The 19,694-nt window shown below is 48.2% G+C and carries 16 protein-coding genes; 1 reads left to right on the forward strand and 15 read right to left on the reverse strand.

Annotated elements, in window-relative coordinates; genetic code table 11:
• Positions 1-194: 194 nt before the first annotated feature.
• The 9 genes from ACZ5KY_RS01530 to ACZ5KY_RS01570 all read right to left on the reverse strand — a co-directional run bounded on the left by ACZ5KY_RS01530 (position 195) and on the right by ACZ5KY_RS01570 (position 11,055).
• Complete coding sequence (locus ACZ5KY_RS01530) at positions 195-2,060, reverse strand: bifunctional homocysteine S-methyltransferase/methylenetetrahydrofolate reductase (RefSeq protein ID WP_464242151.1); 1,866 nt, start codon at positions 2,058-2,060, stop codon at positions 195-197.
• Positions 2,061-2,102: 42 nt separating this feature from the next.
• On the reverse strand, positions 2,103-2,756 hold the full coding sequence (rpe, locus tag ACZ5KY_RS01535) for a ribulose-phosphate 3-epimerase (protein ID WP_464242152.1): 654 nt from the start codon (positions 2,754-2,756) through the stop codon (positions 2,103-2,105).
• Positions 2,757-2,812: 56 nt separating this feature from the next.
• The gene (gene rsmB / locus ACZ5KY_RS01540; protein ID WP_464242153.1) at positions 2,813-4,183 is read right to left on the reverse strand and encodes a 16S rRNA (cytosine(967)-C(5))-methyltransferase RsmB; all 1,371 of its coding nucleotides are present in this window, start codon (positions 4,181-4,183) and stop codon (positions 2,813-2,815) included.
• Positions 4,184-4,286: 103 nt separating this feature from the next.
• Positions 4,287-5,123: a zinc metalloprotease HtpX gene (gene htpX / locus ACZ5KY_RS01545; protein WP_464244606.1), complete on the reverse strand. Its 837-nt coding sequence runs from the start codon at positions 5,121-5,123 to the stop codon at positions 4,287-4,289.
• Between the two features lie 170 nt (positions 5,124-5,293).
• On the reverse strand, positions 5,294-6,208 hold the full coding sequence (gene fmt, locus ACZ5KY_RS01550) for a methionyl-tRNA formyltransferase (protein ID WP_464244607.1): 915 nt from the start codon (positions 6,206-6,208) through the stop codon (positions 5,294-5,296).
• A 29-nt stretch (positions 6,209-6,237) separates the two neighbouring features.
• Positions 6,238-6,753 (reverse strand): peptide deformylase, encoded by a 516-nt coding sequence (def, locus tag ACZ5KY_RS01555; protein ID WP_464242154.1) that lies wholly within the window; start codon positions 6,751-6,753, stop codon positions 6,238-6,240.
• A 194-nt stretch (positions 6,754-6,947) separates the two neighbouring features.
• The gene (locus tag ACZ5KY_RS01560; protein ID WP_464242155.1) at positions 6,948-7,916 is read right to left on the reverse strand and encodes an iron-sulfur cluster assembly scaffold protein; all 969 of its coding nucleotides are present in this window, start codon (positions 7,914-7,916) and stop codon (positions 6,948-6,950) included.
• A 47-nt stretch (positions 7,917-7,963) separates the two neighbouring features.
• Positions 7,964-9,124 carry a NifS family cysteine desulfurase gene (locus ACZ5KY_RS01565; RefSeq protein WP_464242156.1) on the reverse strand — a complete coding sequence of 387 codons (1,161 nt, stop codon included), beginning with the start codon at positions 9,122-9,124 and terminating at the stop codon, positions 7,964-7,966.
• Between the two features lie 185 nt (positions 9,125-9,309).
• Entirely contained in the window at positions 9,310-11,055 is a 1,746-nt protein-coding gene (locus tag ACZ5KY_RS01570; protein ID WP_464242157.1) for a hypothetical protein, read from the reverse strand.
• An 83-nt stretch (positions 11,056-11,138) separates the two neighbouring features.
• Between ACZ5KY_RS01570 and mnmM the strand changes: the two genes are divergently transcribed.
• Positions 11,139-11,762: a tRNA 5-(aminomethyl)-2-thiouridylate-methyltransferase MnmM gene (mnmM, locus tag ACZ5KY_RS01575; protein WP_464242158.1), complete on the forward strand. Its 624-nt coding sequence runs from the start codon at positions 11,139-11,141 to the stop codon at positions 11,760-11,762.
• A gap of 90 nt (positions 11,763-11,852) precedes the next feature.
• Here the strand turns inward: mnmM and ACZ5KY_RS01580 are convergent, their stop codons facing one another.
• The 6 genes from ACZ5KY_RS01580 to sucC form a co-directional block, all read right to left on the reverse strand.
• The gene (locus ACZ5KY_RS01580; protein WP_464242159.1) at positions 11,853-12,695 is read right to left on the reverse strand and encodes an alpha/beta fold hydrolase; all 843 of its coding nucleotides are present in this window, start codon (positions 12,693-12,695) and stop codon (positions 11,853-11,855) included.
• A 104-nt stretch (positions 12,696-12,799) separates the two neighbouring features.
• Positions 12,800-13,750 (reverse strand): ribosome small subunit-dependent GTPase A, encoded by a 951-nt coding sequence (gene rsgA, locus ACZ5KY_RS01585; RefSeq protein ID WP_464242160.1) that lies wholly within the window; start codon positions 13,748-13,750, stop codon positions 12,800-12,802.
• Positions 13,751-13,791: 41 nt separating this feature from the next.
• Positions 13,792-15,546, reverse strand: a complete 1,755-nt coding sequence (locus tag ACZ5KY_RS01590) for an ABC transporter ATP-binding protein (RefSeq protein ID WP_464242161.1) — start codon at positions 15,544-15,546, stop codon at positions 13,792-13,794.
• Complete coding sequence (locus tag ACZ5KY_RS01595; protein ID WP_464242162.1) at positions 15,543-17,285, reverse strand: ABC transporter ATP-binding protein; 1,743 nt, start codon at positions 17,283-17,285, stop codon at positions 15,543-15,545. Before ACZ5KY_RS01595 ends, ACZ5KY_RS01590 begins: the two co-directional genes overlap by 4 nt.
• A 186-nt stretch (positions 17,286-17,471) precedes the next feature.
• A complete protein-coding gene (sucD, locus tag ACZ5KY_RS01600) occupies positions 17,472-18,344 on the reverse strand; it encodes a succinate--CoA ligase subunit alpha (RefSeq protein WP_464242163.1) in 873 nt (290 codons plus the stop codon).
• Positions 18,345-18,356: 12 nt separating this feature from the next.
• A complete protein-coding gene (gene sucC, locus ACZ5KY_RS01605; RefSeq protein WP_464242164.1) occupies positions 18,357-19,541 on the reverse strand; it encodes an ADP-forming succinate--CoA ligase subunit beta in 1,185 nt (394 codons plus the stop codon).
• Positions 19,542-19,694 lie beyond the last annotated feature (153 nt).

Genomic DNA, 19,694 nt, shown 5'->3' on the forward strand with positions numbered 1-19,694 from the left:
TCTTCACAAAGCAGAGCGACGAACCGCTCTTTATATCGTAAATCACGACGAATTTTTCGTATACAGTATGCAGCTAGATACCACAAATACAGCTACTAAATCAAGGACAATTTTACATAAGAAAGGACGAGACAAGGCCCCATGGCGGGGGAGGAGAGAAACAAAAGGTCCTAGGCCACAGCAGCAAGCTACGTTTAAATTGATCGAATAACTTCAATGAGTTCTTGCGCGAGTTCAACCTTGCCAAATGGCGGCATAATATAGTAGCCATCGCTCTGACTGTGGCGAGCACTCACCATCTCGACAGCTATCTCCATGCCCGCCGCCACACCTTGCGCACCCTTTGTGCCACGCATTCGCTCGCGCACTTCATCAGGCAGCACAATCCCAGGAACTTCATTATGAAGAAATTCAGCATTACGTTCACTGACCAAGGGCAAAATGCCAAGAAAGGCCGGAATACTCACATCCTTTAAAGCGCGATTCATCCTATCGACAATCTCAATGGAGTAAACAGGCTGTGTTTGAACAAACTGAGCACCCGCAGCAATTTTCTTATCTAATTTACGCAACTGACCATCAAGCTTGGCGGCATTCGGATTAAATGCCGCGCCGATACAAAAGTCACTACAACTCGCCAGATCAGCGCCAAGTAAATTGCGGCCATGATTCAACGCCGTCAAAAGTTCGAGCAAACCAACAGAGTTAAGATCAAATACACTGGTTGCACCGCCGCCATCACCAACCGAAGCCGGATCCCCCGTTACCGCAAGGATATGACGTAACCCGAGCAGATGGGCACCCATCATTTCCGAATGAAGGCCAATCAAATTACGATCACGACAGGTCACATGAGCAATGACAGGAACACCTGTCGCATCTTGAATGCGGGCCGCTAGCGCTAAATTACCCATTCGAATACGAGCCAGAGGATTTTCAGCAAGATTAATCGCATCAACACCACTGGCAGCGAGCTGGCGCGCTCTTTGAATCACCTGAGTACAATCAAGGCCGCGTGGCGGGTCTAACTCCACCGTGATCGGCAGACGTTTTGACTCACGCTTTAGTAGTGGTGAATTTTCTCGCGAAGAGGAGATAGTGACAACAGGCGCAACACTCTTAGCTTCGTTAATTACTTGAGGTGCGAGGGTGCGCGTTACCGGCCTAACCCCCTTGAGGCGTTGAGCGAGAGCGGCAATGTGCTCCGGCGTCGTACCACAACAACCACCAACAAGTGAAGCACCAGCAGCAACCATCTCCTGGCTGCGTTGAGCAAAGTATTCTGGCGTTGCCAAGTAGATATGGCGACCATTTACATATTGCGGAAAGCCCGAATTAGCAAAGGCAGAGATCGGTCGCTCGACAGCGCCACCCATCTGACGAACCACAGCCAACATATCATGAGGGCCAGAGCCGCAATTCGCACCAACAACATCGGCAGCATAACCATCACCAAGTCGTGACATCTCATCCAGTGCACGGGAAACCTGAGCACCATCAAGACCTTCGCGAGTGCGCCCTTCAGCAAAGAAGGTCATCTGAGCAACAACGGGCAGGCCAATTTTTTTAGCAACTGAGATCGCCAGCTTAAGCTCTTCGAGTGAAGCAAAGGTTTCAAGCAAGAACAGATCGACACCACCATCAGCCAAGCCCTCCATCTGCTCACGAAACATCTGCTCCTGATCCGCGACGCTTAACAAGGTCTCTTGATCACAACCAACCAACGGCCCTACAGCACCAGCAATAAACAGATCCGAATCGCACCCTGCCGCTTGACGGGCCAAGCGTGCTCCAGCCGCATTAATCTGATGCACATCGGCTTCGAGCCCAATCGCCGCTAAGCGCGCACGGTTAGCAGTAAAGGTATTGGTTTCAAGTAGCTGGGCCCCAGCAGCGCGATAGGCCTGATGCACCGCTGTGACTAGATGAGGATGGGTGAGGTTCAAGTTCTCAAAGCAACTTTCAACAGGAACACCCTGCTCATAGAGCACTGTCCCCATGCCACCGTCACCAATTAAAACGGTTTCTTGAATCCGTGTCAAAAACTGCGAGTTCGCCACCAGCTACCTCCCCAACATTAAATATTGAATTCCAGTAGCCCGCTAGCCCACACTCTGACGCAAAGCACTAATGGCCGCCGTATAGTCTGGAGTATTAAACACCGCACTTCCGGCAACAAACACATCGGCACCCGCCGCAGCGATCTCGCCAATATTGTCCGACTTCACGCCACCATCGACTTCAATTTCAATCGAGCGACCACTACGTTCAACCATTTCACGCAATTGCTTAATCTTTGGCAGCATTGATGAAATAAAACTTTGACCACCAAAACCGGGATTAACACTCATCACCAAGATCAAATCAACCTCATCAATAATCACCTCAAGCGTCGACGCAGGAGTCGCTGGATTGATCGACACCCCAGCCTTTTTGCCAAGGCTATGAATCAACTGAATGGTTCGATGAAGATGGGGAACGGCTTCCTGATGAACGGTAATAATATCCGCCCCCGCCGCGGCAAAATCTGGAATGTAAAGATCAGGATTTTCGATCATCAGATGGACATCGAGGGGCAGATCAGTCACTTGACGCAACGCCTTAACGACCGGCGCACCAATGGTGATGTTCGGCACAAAATGGCCATCCATAACATCAACATGAATATAATCAGCACCTGCTTGTGCCACAGTTCGAATTTCAGCACCAAGACGAGCAAAATCAGCCGAGAGAATCGACGGAGAGATCTTAATCATGGTTCAACTCCAAGTAAATATTGATAAGAATAAAAAGGGTGGTGTTAACGTGACAATCAAATCCGCCGTAACGCCGTCGCAAAAAAGCAATCCATGCCATCATGACGGGTTGTCAGTGTCACCAAACGACCTTGATCATCAAATAAATCGAGCCAATGCTCAGGCGCATGAGTGCGAAGATCTTCCTGAATAAAATCAGAATTCTGATCCAAAAAGCGCGCCACAACTTCGCGCGACTCTTCGGCAGTCGTGGTACACAGCGAGTACAACAACATGCCACCCGAACTAACAAGCTCGGCAGCATGCGTCAAGATCTCCCCTTGCAGCTTTGCCAAGCGAAGAACATCGGCTTCGGTACGTTTCCAGCGCGATTCAGGATTACGGCGCAACACACCAAGGCCACTGCATGGAGCGTCGACCAGTACGCGATCAAACGTTTTCCCCGCTAACACCGTACAAGGTTGTGTCATATCCCAGGCTTGAGTGGTGATTGACGAGCAACCCAATCGCACGGCACTGTCACGCACCAAATTTAGCCGCTTCGGATGAAGATCCATCGCCATAATTTCAGCTTGATTGTCAGTTAAGGCAGCCACGTGTGTCGTTTTACCACCCGGCGCCGCGCAGACATCAAGCAATTTCTCCCCAGCCTTGGGGTTCAACAGATGAGCAATGAGCATACTCGCCTCATCTTGCACTTGATACAGCTCTAAATCGGCACCACTAAGTTGGCGCAAGCCACCACGTTCCACCACCACCCCTTCAGGGGCAAAGCGGGTCGGTGTGGCAACAACATCCAACTCAGCAAGCTTTTGGATAAAGGACTCACGATCTGTTTTCAGCAAATTAACACGTACGGTGACCGGCGGAACCTGAGACACGGCTTCAGCAAGAGCTGATGCCTCTTCCAAACCAAACTCAGCTAACCAACGCGTAGCCAACCATGCGGGCAACGACTGCTTATGTGTCAACCAGCCAACAGGATCACGTTCCTGCGTTGGCCACTTAACCCGCTCAGGATCACGCAAGCAGGAGCGCAAAATGCCATTCACAAGGCCTGTCAGCCGTTCCAAACCCATCTGTCGCGCTAACTCAACGGTACTATGCACAGCGGCACGTTGTGGAATCTTATCTAAATAAAAGAGTTGATAAACACCTAAACGTAGCAAGCACAGGGCTTGAGGTTCCAGCTTAGATAACGTCTGACGACAATAGGCATCGAGAATATAATCAAGGCTGCCGCGGCGGCGCAAAACACCATAAACAAGCTCGGTTGCCAAACCGCGCTCACGTGGATCAAGGGCCGGAACAGCGTCTAACGCACTATCAAGAACAAGATCTGAGTAGGCACCATCTTCAACGCGACTCAACACTTGAAATGCAATAGAACGAGCATCCTTTGCTACATATTTTTTATCTTTAGCCACAGCCTAAAACCTCGCTAGCGTAATTCACAACAAAGCGGGGGCATGCTTAACACGCCCCCGCCACACCATTCAACGATCCTTAAATCTCAACAAACCTGACCGATTAGGCCATCTCTTCTAAGCGACGAACCCGCTCATCCATTGGTGGATGAGTCGAAAACATGCTCTGTAGCCCCTTACCACTCAACGGATTGACAATAAACATATGTGCCGTTGCATCATTAACATTTTTCATTGGACTTTGACGATTGGACGATTCGAGCTTACGCAACGCACTGGCTAAATAGTGAGGATTGCCGCACAGTGCTGCACCGCCACGGTCAGCGGCATATTCACGCGAGCGAGAAACCGCCATTTGCACTAACATAGCAGCAATTGGCGCACAGATCATAGTGACAATCATCACGAAAATATTGCTACCACCCTCTTCGTCATCGCCACCGAAACCACCAAAGATCATGGCCCATTGTGCCATAGTCGCCATATACGAGATCGCACCAGCGATGGTTGCTGCAATGGAACCAATCAAAATATCACGGTGTTTCACATGAGCCATCTCGTGCGCCATAACGCCCATCAATTCATCACGACTAAGAATCCCCATAATCCCCTCTGTTGCCGCAACAACTGCATGTTGAGGATTTCGCCCCGTGGCAAAAGCATTCGGTGTTGATTCAGGAATCATGAACACTTTTGGCATCACTAACTGATTACGCTGACACAATTCTTGAACCACGTCGTACAAAACACCGCTAGTTACCTCATGTCCTTTGTACATGCGTAAGACAATTTTATCGGAGAACCAGTAGGAACCGAGATTCATCACGGCAGCCATAACCAAAGCAAAGATTGCGCCTGCTTGCCCACCTAAAATACCACCAAACACCATCAACAAGATGGTCATCAAAGCCATTAAGCCCACGGTTTTTACATTATTCAACATGTGTCACATACCCTCTATTATCAAATGTTATTTTACTATTTAAGTGATAAGCCATTATCACACCCATACCCAAACAATCGATTTTACTAGCTGAATATAGGGAGAGTCGATTTACTTTTCAAGGGGCAATCAACAGTTTCACAACTGTGCAGATCAACCTCTTTAAATTATGAAACACCAAGCAACGTACCAATTTCCAATGCGCGACCACGAACAAAATCCGCAGCACTTAAACGCTTTTTACCGGGCAACTGGAGCCCATTGACCTTAAGTGCCCCTTGCCCGCAGGCAACAATAACGCCATCAGAATCAGCACGAAGTATCGTACCGGGCTGCCCCTCACCATCGCACAAGCTGGTGGCAGAAATTTTCACCGTCACCCCCTCAAGGGTGGTATACGCTGCAGGCCACGGATCGAGTCCGCGCACCAGATTGTGAATGGTCGTGGCAGCCTGTGTCCAATCGACACAACCATCCTCTTTTTTCATCATCGATGCATAGGTGCTAAGACTGTCATCCTGCACTTCACGACTCAACGTTCCTGCACAGAGTCGCGCTATGGTTTCAGCCATCGCTTCACAGCCCAACAAAGAAAGACGATCATGCAATTGGCCAGCGGTTTCATGAGGTAAAATAGGCAGTGAGCGCTTGACCAGCATATCACCCGTGTCAAGACCAATATCCATCATCATGGTCGTAACACCCGCAACCTCATCACCATCGATAATCACCTTATTGATGGGAGCCGCCCCACGATGGCGCGGCAACAACGAAGCATGAACATTGATGCAACCATACTTAGGCAGATCCAACACACTTTGCGGTAAAATTTGGCCATAAGCCACCACGACAATAAGATCAGGTTTCAACGTCGTTAATTCAGCAACCGTCTGCTCATCACGTAAGCGACGTGGCTGAAATACGGGAATACCGTGCTGTAAGGCCAGCTCTTTTACCGGCGGAGCAGCCATTTTCCTACCACGCCCTTTCGGACGGTCTGGCTGCGTGTACACACCGACAAGATCAAGCCCTGCTTCGATTAAACCCTCAAAGGTGGCTAGTGCAAAATCGGGTGTCCCCATAAATACGGTCCGAATATTTTTGGTATCAATCACAACTGCTCCTGCTGTTGTTCCATAATTTTTTGATATTTTTTACGAAAGATCGCTTTCTTAAGTGACGATAAGCGATCAACGAAAAGCTTGCCATCGAGATGATCAATCTCATGCTGAAAACAGATGGCTAATAACCCTTCGGCATTAAACTCGATCACTTCGCCTTGTAGGTTCTGAAAACGGATTCGCACCCGCTCACTACGCTTAATGCATGCATAATAATCGGGAACCGACAAACAGCCCTCCTCCTCATACGATTCACCGTCACACTCAATGATTTCAGGGTTCACCGCAACAATGAGCTTGGGATCCTCCTTACCACCACAATCGATGACAACCATACGCTTAAGGACTGCCACTTGAGGAGCAGCCAACCCAACGCCTGGAGCGGCATACATGGTCTCAACCATATTGGCCGCTAAAGTGCGTAGTTCCGCATCAAATTCGGTCACTGGAACCGACTTTTCAGTGAGAACAACTTCTGGATAGTGTTGAATCTGTAACAGTGCCATGATTTTCGCTTCCCCTTAAGACGAACCCTGCATTGCCAAATATTACGACATAAATCCTTACATGATAGAACCAGAGCGCCCGCAAGTCAATGTTCTGCTGACAAAGAAAAAGGGGGAACCCGTTTCTGGCTCCCCCTTTTTCTTTTCATTTTTTATTCTAACAAAATTTCATGCGCAGCTTTTGCTGTGAAGCGTTACGCGACGACCACGCGGATCTTATCGCTCACAGTGCCCTGTAAGCTTTTCTGGACAAAACTTAAGGTTCCAGCAACACTGCCAGCACACCCCTTACAGGAGCCTTGATATTTGATGTGAACATGAACAAAACCATCATCACCCGGACAAACATCGTCAAGCTCAACACCGCCACCATCACCCGCTAGGGCAGGGCGAACATATTGATCCAAGGACTGCTCAATCGCCTTAATTTGCTTAACGATAGACAGACTCAAGAAATCGTCGACCACCACGCCATCGGGACTATTCGCGATCTCTATTTCGCCACGCACACGCGCCAAAATATCAACAAGGTAGTGGTCACGCTTTTCGTGCCCACCGGGCTCGATACATGATTTACAAAATGCACCCGCCTTGGTGTAATCGGCAATCTCTTCTACTGTAGTGAGATCATTAATCCGGATCGCATCTTCAACCATCTGCAGCGAGACCCGTGCACACTCACAGACAATATCTTTCTCCTGCAACGTTGCCACATCTACATTACGATAGATGGCGGTTGCTTGCTTGATCACCTCGTAGGCCATAACACTACAGTGCATCTTTTGTGGCGGCACAGCGGGCTCATCATCCGTATCACGCAAAGCTTTTTCAACATCAAGATTAGTAATTTTTGTCGCCTCTTCAACGGTTTTACCGATACACATCTCGGCCATCATATCCGTTGAGGCAATCGCGGTTCCGCAACCAAACGACTTAAACTTTGCCGCCTTAATCACTTCACCATCATTGGCAACAACCCAGAACAAACGAACCGTATCGCCACAGGATTCAGCACCCTCATTGGCAATTATTAGCCGACCATTCAATGCCTGAGCATCCTCTTCTGTCAACTCACCAAAATGGCGTGGATTGTTCATCCGTTCAGCAACTTTTTCAGAATATTGCTCCCAAAGGGAACCACCAATCAAATCATTTTTAGCCATAACTTAAGTACTCCTATCAAGCAGTCGCCGAAGCAAACTATGAATCATTAATACGATGTTGAAAGCTGACGCAAGCGAACGATTGCCTTATTTGCCACCTCAATGGTTCGATCAATCTCATGCTCGGTGGTAAAGCGCGACAAGCTAAAACGAACTCCCGTATGAGCTAACTCTTTGTCGGCACCTATCGCAGTAAGAATTGGGCTAGCTTCTAGAGATTCCGAAGCGCAAGCACTGCCTGTTGATGCGGCAATCCCATTCTCATTGAGGTCCCAAATCATCGCCTCACCCTCAACACCACGAATACTGATGTAAAGAGTATTAGGAGTGCGTAGCTCCCGGTCACCTACCACCATAACATCATTGTTTTTCAGTAGGGCATCTTCCAACTTATTACGCAGACGGCGGACTTCCTTATCTTCAAAGTCAAGACCCTCAACGGCAAGTTCCATCGCTTTACCCATGCCAACCATACCCGCAACATCAACGGTTCCAGCGCGGTGTCCGCCCATCTGCTCACCGCCGTGCAACAACGGTGGCAAACTTGCCCCCTTGCGAATATACAAACCACCGACCCCTTTCGGGCCATGAAACTTGTGCGCGCTAAAAGTCAAATAATCGATGGGAACATCTTGTAAATCGACATCAATCTTACCAATTGCTTGAACCGCATCGGTATGAAAGTAAACCCCTTTTTCTTTGCAGGTCTCAGCAATCTCTTTTATCGGTAAAATCAAACCGGTCTCATTGTTGGCCCACATAACAGAAACCAGCGCGGTTTTGTCATTGATGGCCTCTTTCACCATATCAGCGGTAATCATACCATCACGATCTGGAGCAAGATAGGTAACCTTCACACCCTGAGTCTCTAAAAAGCGGCACGCTTCGCGCACACAAGGGTGTTCAAGCTGCGTAGTGACCAAAGACTTTTTGCGGGTATCCTTAAGGAGATTAAAATACATCCCCATGATGACGGTATTATTACCCTCGGTGGCACAGGAATTGATGATAATATCATCCTCATCCCGCGCGCCAATGCCAGTATACATCTGCTCCATTGCCTGATGAAGGTAAGGACGCACTTCAATACCATATGAATGCAACGAGTTTGGATTGCCGTACATTTGGCAATAAAAAGGATCCATTGCTTCACGCACAGCAGGATCAACGAGTGTTGTTGCATTGTTATCGAGATAAATTCGTTCCATAAGTTCCTACCTTATTTAATTAATAAACAGCTTGTTTGAACCACGCCGTTGTGATCGACCCAATACATAACCAATTTAGTCTACATTATGTAAGATAGCTGATAACACTTCATGCGTCAATCGCCATAACGAATTAATGCGCACCATTTCACCTTGGCACCCTTGCCATTGTAACGATCAACATCTTACAGATTCAGTTGCGTATTCAAATCTTTACAACTCGCATACGACACGATACGACCGCCCAAGTCTAACGTAACAGACTCACCCGCTACCGATAGACTGATCTTTTGCTGCGGATAGCGTGCCTTCCATACATTTGCTAAGCAGATCGCACGTTCAACGCCATCACCACGTTGAAAGTTCCACACTTCATCAGGTTGAGCAAGTCGGCCAACAGAATAGATTGACTCCGATTCCATCGCCGCAAAACAATCAATAAGAGCTTCATCACTCAACGATTGAGTAGCAACAATCGAAACGGGGTTTCGCTCAACAGCGGCCTTCATAAACGGTGACCAATCGCAACAATTCATATCACGGCTGGCGTAAAAAGCAAGATCAACAACCACATTATCTTGCCTCAGTGTCGCCAATTGAGCGACAACGGCGCTGCGGTCCATATCAGCAGTTAAAACAATCGGTGCAACCTCTTTCACTTGCTTTTCAGACTGCTGTGGCAACCGAGGTTGAATTTGAATGAAAGCGCGTATCTTTTGTATCAACTGACACGCTTGGTGTTGCTTACAATCAAACTCGTCCATCAACTTTTTCTGCATCTCTTCTTGGTTTAAATCGACGTGAGGATGTTGCTTAAAAAATTGCTCAAACTTAGATAGCTGCATCCGACCTTCGAGAGGTTCATGATGAAAGTCGTAGGCATCAATAGAGTCCAACAACTTTTCACGAGTATTGTTGCTGACCTTAAACGCACTGCCATTCTCGTAACTGTACACTGTTTCAGCAGCGATCCACCGTGGCTTACCGTGACGCATATGCTTAATTTGAAAACACGTTTGCAGGTCGCTATTTTCACGTAAAAAGTTACATAAAACTTCCAAGTTTAACTCAATCTTCAGATACGCTGTCACCTTGTCGCTAAAACGACTATAGGCAACAGCGTCAATGCTCGCTTCAGGATACACAGAGTGGATACTGCCACTACAGTGAGCAACCATCGTTACCTGCTCATTGCGTAACGCCCGTTGCGCTCGTGCCGAAAGTTCCGTACCGTTAAACCACATGTTTTGTGTAACGATACGGCGATTGTTCGTCACCACCCCACCCTTTACATCAACAAAATTTTGCGAATGCAGAGGTGTCGCCATAAGGAAAATATCTTCAAGGGGAATACCACAGACAACAAACAATGCCGCAGCGTAAAGCGTGGACAACGACACACACTCTCCCGCACCATTGCGATAGCCATCGCGATAACAAAAAGCATCCATCGCTTCAACGGTTTCTGTTTTCCAGTACGGGATAATATCACCCTCATACTTATCCAGCCCGAAGTGTTTGCGGATATCCATATCAAAGTAATACTGATCACCAGTGTAACCAAACAACGCATTACTTTTGGCAATAATTTCAGGATCCATCACTGAACCAAAGCGTGCTATTTCAGTATCTTTACTGGTTAACCCCCACGAATCTAAATCGAGATTAAAATCATAATGTTCCATAATGTACTGCTTAAGACGCAACACCCGGCGATACGGGTTAAGCTTACCCATTTTGGCGAACCAAGGATCATCACGCCATGACCAAACCACTGGCGACATGATGTTGGCAAGCACCAAACTATAGAGAAGATCAGGATAGATAAAAATTTCCATATCAGAGAGAGTGATCGCGGATGAATATTTATCCAACTGCTCTTCGGGGAGATTTTCTACTACGTTTAAGGTATTTTCTGTTGTATTTTTCATGCGCGCACTGTATCGCTAATAATCGCTATTGGCAACCATTTAGGTCAAGAATGTGAACTAACAATCGACAAGGGCAATAAAAAATGAGCCAAGCAAAAAATGAGTTAATCAATGTGATCAACTGGGCCCATAAATTATTAGCTGAAGTGATCAATACAGGTGATTTCGCCATCGATCTCACCGCAGGGCGCGGCCACGATACGTTGTGGCTGGCCCAACAAGTTGGTGCTAGGAACCAGGGGCACGTTCTCGCTTTTGATGTCCAACAAACGGCCATAGATAGCACAGCAGAGCGGCTTGACACCGCAGGATTTCCCATCAATGAACCGACGGAACCGCTGGCCTCAACGGCGGGGATCACCCTCACCCCCTGCTGCCATAGTCGATTAGCAGAATTGATTGATCCTCGCATCATGCCACAACCTAAAGCGGTCATTGCAAATTTCGGCTACCTCCCCAACGGCGACCACACCACCACAACCAATGCCAAAACCAGTTGTGACGCTATTTTTCAAGCAAGCCAATTACTTGCGCCACGAGGTCGCATTGCCTTAGTGCTTTATACAGGGCACGAGGGGGCCACAGAAGAAGTGGACGCCATTGAAAACCTATGCAACAAACTGGAGGGTCAAACATGGAACGTGCTAAGAATTCAGCCCGTCAACCGTAACAATGCGCCCTACCTGCTAATGATAGAGAAAAGATGACTGGTCAAAATAAAAATGATCGCGCTAGGGATGACAATCCCGTACCAACACCACCCCTACTTCCCAGCACGGCCTAGCAGGATGGGGGAATTAGTAATATTTCGATAACGGCAGTCGCAACAATTGAGCCCATTGTGTAACCCACCCCTCACGGTGTCTCATCCCTGGCACAACCTCTGATTTAACCAGCTGTGGATCGCCAAAACAACCAACATAGGAGTTAAAGATCTCGATAGGCACCACAGAATCTTGCCCACCGACAAAATGAAGTTGAGGAATCGACTGCAATGACACGGTAAAATCAATTGGATTAAGTGAACCACTCAGTGGGGTGACATGGTGCAGACGGCAAAACTCAGCGTGATCCAAATTACCACTCACCGTTCGCACCGACAGCACATCATCTCGCTGCGCAGCCAACAACAATGCCACCGTTGCCCCACCCGAATAACCGACCAATTCCACCTGGGTGTATCCGCGCGCCTGTTTAAACTGTGACAACACCGCTGCCACTGCTGCCACCACATCTTCATGATACCGATCCAGTGACCAAAAACGGGGCTGACAAAAAGCTGTCTGAATAAATTGACATGGCCGAGCAATATAAAGCTTATCAGGCGAAGGATCGACCAACATCAAACGTAACGCCAGCGGGTTTACCGGCGTTGGCTGAGCTGAAAGTTGGCGCCGCGTCCGCCATGCTAAGCCATCGCCTTCAATGTAGACACGCAACACCTTGCTATGAATAACAGGGATCACGTCAGCTGATACCGTCAACAATGAAAAAATTCCACCCGCCATAACACGATGAGAATAGCCATGCTCTTGACTTAGCAAGTCGACCTCAGGCACGCTCATTTGCTTGCCGCGTGGAACACATGCAGTTAGCCACATAATAACAACGATAAAGTTCAACACCAAAAATCTGTGCATCTCAAACTTTCACTCCACAGACCTGTTCCTGCCTATTCGAATCAGACAGAAGAAAGGAGAAGAAAGGGATTACAGCGCCAGTTAGATCAAAATCCAAACAAGTGCTAAAACGGCTTACGCCGATCAATACTGGCAAGCTCTAATGCTTCAATATCATCAAGAGTGCGTAAATACAGCTCATAACGCTGTTCAGTGAGGTGGCCATCTTCAATGGCTTTCTTAATGGAACAGCCCGGCTCTTGACGATGACGACAATTGCGAAAACGGCACGGTTGCTGTTCGAGAATGGTCATGAAGCCAGGGAACCAATGGGCGATCTCTTCGCTGCTGACATCGACAGGAGCGAAATCGCGAAACCCCGGCGTATCAACGAGTTCACCGCCGGACGGCAAGGCGATAAGTGTCGAGACACTGGTGGTGTGACAGCCGTGGTCATCAGCGTTCAAGCTACCAATTTCCAGATGAGCTTGAGGACACAGAGCATTCAACAATGAGCTTTTTCCTGCCCCCGAGACGCCGACAAAAGCACTCCGTCCACGAGCTAAAAACTCGCGCAGCGCATCAAGGCCCTCACCCGTAAGAGCGCTGACAGAGAACACTTGTGTGACGTCGAGGAAATCCTCACCAAGTTGCGCGGCTAAGCTCTCGACATTGTCAAGATCACACTTATTAACGATTAAGCAGGGTTCGATATTGGCGGCGCGCGCGGCGACTACAGCGCGCTCAAGAAAACCCGCTGGAGTTTCAGGGCGCGGGGCAACAACAATCCCCAATAGATCAAGATTGGCAGCCATGGTTCGCACCTTATCAAAAGCGTCGCGACGACACAGGGCATTATGGCGTGGCAACCCCGTTACAACCTCACCGACCACCTGCACCTGATCGCCGACAACATGGCCCGAATTACGTTTAACCTTCACCCGTTCTTCGACATGATTACCGCTCGAATCGGCATCAGTGTAACGCACCAAAACGGCGACACCAAAGTGACTGACAATGAGACCCTCTTTACCTGCTTCCGTATTTGTAGATTGTTTCTTTTTATGCCGTGCCATGTGTTCCCATTTCTAAGACGCAAGGACAATAGAGACAGTGCCTACGTATCAAGTTGTTGAATTTGCCACAGTTGCGCATAGCGCCCTTGTTTTTCAAGCAATTGGCGATGACTGCCTTGCTCACACACCCGACCTTGATGCATCACCACAATTAGATCTGCCTCAGCAGCTAAACGTAAATGGTGAACAACCATCAGAGTTGTCCTGCCACCAGAAACAGCCCTCATCGCTTCGTAAACGAGCTCTTCACTGTCGCCATCGAGATGACTGGTTGCTTCATCGAGAATAATCACTTGCGGATCTTGAATCTGCGTGCGCGTTAAGCATAGCAGTTGACGCTCGCCACTAGACAGATTTTTACCATGCTCAACCAGTTGCCCCTCTAAACCGCCAAGGCGATCGACCACGGTGTTCGCTCCAGTATGGCTCAAATGTTCAAAAACTTGTTCATCGTTTAAAGTAAACAGCGGGTCAAGGTTTTCACGCACCGAACCTGAAAACAGAAACGGCTCTTGCGAAACCCAACCAACTTGTTGACGTAAACTGCCCTTATCGAGCAAAGCAACATCGTCGCCATTCAAGCGAATACAACCTGAATCCGCAGAATAAAAACCGAGTAAGAGCTGCGCCAGAGTACTTTTACCACTACCTGTCTCACCCACTAAGGCCACACATTGCCCCGCCTCAAGGGTGAAACAGACCCCATTAAGAACAGGCTCATCGGCGACGTACGAGAAGTTCACATCACAAAACTCAACCCGACCAGGGCCAGAAGCAACAGGCAACGTTCCCTGATCCTCCTCGGGCTGATCTAACAGATCAAAAATTCGTTCAAGGGATGCGTTACTTGTTTGCAACACCGAAAACTTAGAGGCCAAATCGGTGAGCGGCATAAAGAATTTACGCGAATACTCAATAAAAGCCACCAGCGTACCAAAGGTCGCCGCCCCACGCATCACCTCGCCGCCGCCTTTCCACAGAATAGCGGCCACTGCGAGACTGCCAAAGATATGAACACAGGCATAAAACATCGCTTCAAGAGTCACCCAATTCAATGAACACTTACGGTAATCATCTTGAAGTTCGTCAAACTCAGCACTGGTACGCTGCTCCTGACTAAAAATTTGCACTTCTGCAATCCCGTTCAAACGCTCGGCAATAAAAGCATTCAAACTGGCTTGCCTCGCTCGCAACTGCCGCATCACATTACGCATGGGCCGCCGAATCAGCGCAATAACCACGATCAAAAATGGCACAACCGCAAATGAGATCAATGATAACGGTACATTGATGGACATCATGATGATAAAGATCATCACCAAGGTTAAAATATCGCCAAGCGCCGACACGATCCCTGAACCAAACAGATCACCGACATGTTCAACATCTGTGGTCAAACGCGTTAGCAAGCGGCCCGAAGCTTGCCAGTCATACCAACGCCGCGGTACCCGCATCAATTTAGCAAAACTATCTCGGCGCAAATCAGCCATAATGTGCTGTCCAACCATCTGAACAAACAATGATTGACCAAACACCAAGCCCCCTTCAGCAATCAATAACGCGACGAGTACGGCAGAAATTGGCAGTAATTTATTCAGTTCGCCAGGCAGGATACTCTCATCGATCGCCAACTTAATCAGCAACGGCGGCACAATACGCACCACCGAGATCAGCGGTAAAAGAAGTAATCCCCCTAGAGCTTTCTTCCAATACGGGCGAACAAAAGGGAGGAAACGGCGCAATATTTTACTATCGAGATGACGACCATGAATTTCATCGCTGTGAATCGATTTCATAGCCCCTCCATCTCACGGTGCAACTGTTCCCGCTTCACCAAACGTGCATACTCGCCACCTTGAGCCATCAACTCATCATGACTTCCCTGAACACTCACTTCGCCACCATCTAGCATGATAATTTTATCGGCGCCCTGCAAAATTGACACACGACTTGAAGCAAACAGAACGGTACGACCGTGCAAGCATTGACGCAAATTGTCCCACACCTGCCGAGCCGTGAACGTATCCAGATGACTAAACGGATCATCCAACAACCACAATTCACGGTTACGCGCGAGTGCTCGTGCGACACCGACGCGCTGACGCTGACCGCCAGAGAGAGTCAGTCCACCCTCGCCAATTCGAGTCGAAAACCCATCGTTAAAATGGCTAATTTCATCAAAAAGCATCACCTTTTTCGCCAGCTGATCGAGGTCATCATCAGTCAAGTTTGGCGCAGCAAAGCGAAAGTTATCCCCCACAGTACCGCTAAAGAGTTGCCCCTCCTGTAATACCGCCGACAGCTTTTGACTGTACTGTTGGCGACGCACAGTGGCAATATCTTCATCATCAATTAACAATTGACCTGCATCAACAGGGTAACGTCCTGTCAATAAATGAAGTAACGTACTTTTCCCGCTAGCAACAGACCCCGTCAGACCAACAACGGTTCCAGCCTCAACAGTCAGCGACACATCACGTAACACTGGCAAGTTTTTCTGTCCGCCAGCGTAGGTGAAGGTTACATTGCGAAATTCAATTTTAGGTGGCCGCTCGCTGCCTTGATAGTGATCAAGCAGCGGTTGTGGTTGAGTTAAGCTCAATAAAAGATTGATCCGCTCCATACCCACCGTCGCCCGCTGGACGAGGGTCAAAATCCAACCAAGAAGCATGGTTGGCATCGTCAATTGCACCAAATAGGCATTAAACGCTACCATGTCACCGAGGTGAAGCGTTCCAGCAATTACCTGTTGACCACCGAAATAAAGCACCATTAAAATGCCGCACGGCGTCACGATGCTCATTACCGGCAAGATCAGCGCCCTCATGCGCGCCAAGGCAACGGAAGATTCTAAATATTGTTCGTTAATATCAGAAAAACGCTGACACCGCGGCCCCTGAAAGCCACTACTACGCAAACTTGATTGACCACGCAGCGTCTCTTCAACCACATCACTGAGACCACCGAGCCGCTCCTGAACCTGGGCTGAATAGTGGAGTAGATGACGGCTAATACGTTTGATGGCCAACAACATGATTGGAAAAGGGAGCAGTGCGGCAAGGGTCAACGACGGCGACATCCACAACATAAAAGACAGCGCAATCAAATAGACAACAGCGGCATTAACGAGTGAAACAACTCCGAACCCTGCCACCATGCGAACATTGATTAAATCATTGGTAAAGCGTGAGATGAGGTCACCGATGCGGTGATCATTAAAAAAGGGGCCTGGCTGGTACAGCAAACGCTCAAACATCGCATGACGTAAATCAACTTCAACACGACGTCCCGTATGTAAAAAGTTAAGTCGGGAGATCACCCGAATAGCGCCACCGACAAGTGTAAGAACCACGATGGTCCCAGCATAGAACAGCACATCCTGCCAGTGGTTTTGCTCAATGGCCGCAATCCCTAAACGCAGCAATTGGGGGATTGCCAACAGCAACGCATTAGTGACAATAATCCACAGTGTTCCCACATAGAGAGCACGACGATACGGAACCAACCACGGCCACAAGTTACGCAGCAGGTTCACAATTGCCCCCCAAGGGATATTTCAACTAAAATGAAACACATGGCATGCATCACACCGTATTTAACGCCAAATTACCAGAAATAAAATGGCGCCAGATCAATTAAATTGATCTGGCGCACACAAGATAAACAATAAAACAACGGTGCATAGTAATGAAACAATGAATCAAAAGAGTAACACGAACGTCTATTGCGCCAACGCTTTCAACATCGCCTCACCCATTGCTGTCGGGCTAGTGGCTACAGTGACACCGCATTCAGTTAATGCGGCAATTTTATCTTCAGCTCGTCCCTTACCACCACTAATAATCGCTCCCGCATGACCCATCCGTTTACCCGGAGGAGCTGTAACTCCAGCTATAAAGGCAGCAACAGGCTTGGTCATATTATCCTTAACCCATTGTGCTGCTTCCTCTTCAGCACTACCACCGATCTCACCAATCATCAACACCCCATCGGTATCAGGGTCATTATTGAATAGCTCCAGCACATCAATAAACTTCAGGCCAATAATGGGATCACCACCAATACCGACACAGGTCGATTGCCCCAGACCGGCATCGGTAAGTTGCTTTACTGCCTCGTAGGTAAGGGTTCCGCTACGCGACACAACACCGATTTTTCCTGGTTTATGGATATAACCTGGCATAATACCAATTTTACATTCGCCAGGAGTGATCAATCCTGGGCAATTCGGCCCAACAAGGCGAGTGTTACTATCTTCAACCACCTGCCGCGCAAGAACCATATCGCGAACAGGAACACCTTCGGTAATACACACGGCAAGCTCAACTCCAGCGGCACAGGCTTCCAAAATCGCATCAGCTGCGCCTGGAGGCGGAACAAAAATCATCGATACGTTGCCACCAGTGATCCGAACAGCCTCTTCCATGGTATCAAAAACAGGAATTCCATCGACATGAATCCCCCCCTTACCCGGCGTCACACCCGCAACGATATTGGTACCATAATCGCGGCATTCTCGGGTATGGAACAACCCTGTTTTACCTGTCATCCCCTGAACAATAATTTTAGATTGTGCATTGACTAATATCGACATGGCTATTCTCCATTAAGCGTTGCTTGAGGACTGGGCTTCACCTTGCATCATGGCCACAATGCGCTCGGCACCGTCACCAAGGAAATCAGTGCACTCAACATTCAGTCCTGATTCCTTCAGCAATTTCTTTCCCTCTTCAACCATAGAGCCATCCATTCGTACAACAATGGGCAGATGGCAATCCACATCACCAGCCGCTTCGATGATCCCTTGAGCGATGACATCGCAGCGCATAATACCACCGAAAATATTGACAAATACCGCTTCGACATCATCATCTTGCAAAATTATTTTAAACGCTTCAGCTACTTTTTCACGCGTCGCGCCGCCCCCTACATCCAAGAAGTTAGCCGGCTCGCCACTGTTCTCTTTTAGCACATCAAGGGTCGCCATCGCCAACCCAGCGCCATTAACCATGCAGCCAATATTACCACTGAGCTTGATATAGGCCAGATCAAATTTTGAAGCACTGATCTCTAACGGATCGAGCTGCGAGTAGTCTTGCATTTCATGGTATTCCCAATGACGGAAAATCGCATTATCATCAAAATTGATTTTCGCATCCAAAGCAAGCAACCAGCCTGCCTTCGTCACCACCAGCGGGTTAATCTCCAGCATAGAACAATCTTTTTCGAGGCAGCACCGATACAAATTGAGAATCAACTGAACACAGTCTTCTGCAATGCTACCACTAAGTCCCAGCTTCAATGCAATGCTTCGAGCCTCGTATGAGCGTAAGCCAGTGTAAGGATCAATCGTCAAGGTGTGAATTTTTTCAGGTGCCGTTTCGGCGACGTCTTCAATGTTGACACCACCTTCTGATGAAGCGATCAAACAATAGCGTGACGTTTGACGATCCAAAGTAATCGATAAATAATACTCTCGACCAACCTCAACCGTTTCTTCAACCAGAATCCGCCGAACCTTTAGACCTTCTGGCCCCGTTTGATGAGTGACCATCCGCTTGCCAAACAACTCCTTGGCAATTTCATGCGCCTGTTCTGGATGATGGGCAACTTGAACCCCACCAGCCTTGCCACGACCTCCAGCATAAATCTGTGCCTTAACAACGCAACGACCACCCAGCATTTTGGCTGCCCGTTCCGCCTGATCTGCGGTCACTGTCACTCGACCCCGAGGAACGGGAATATCGAATGTAGCGAGAATTTCTTTTGCCTGATATTCGTGAATGTTCATGAAGCCCCCATGCTTAAAAAAGGATTTTCTTCACCCAAACTCAAAATTTCAAGATTTGATGGTAACAGCCAACTCCGCGACCGTATACGTTAAAAGTATCAATTCAGGGTGTAAAATATTACCCGACTCATAAAAACGATAAAAAAACAATAA

This window comes from Desulfuromonas svalbardensis (assembly GCF_055389415.1).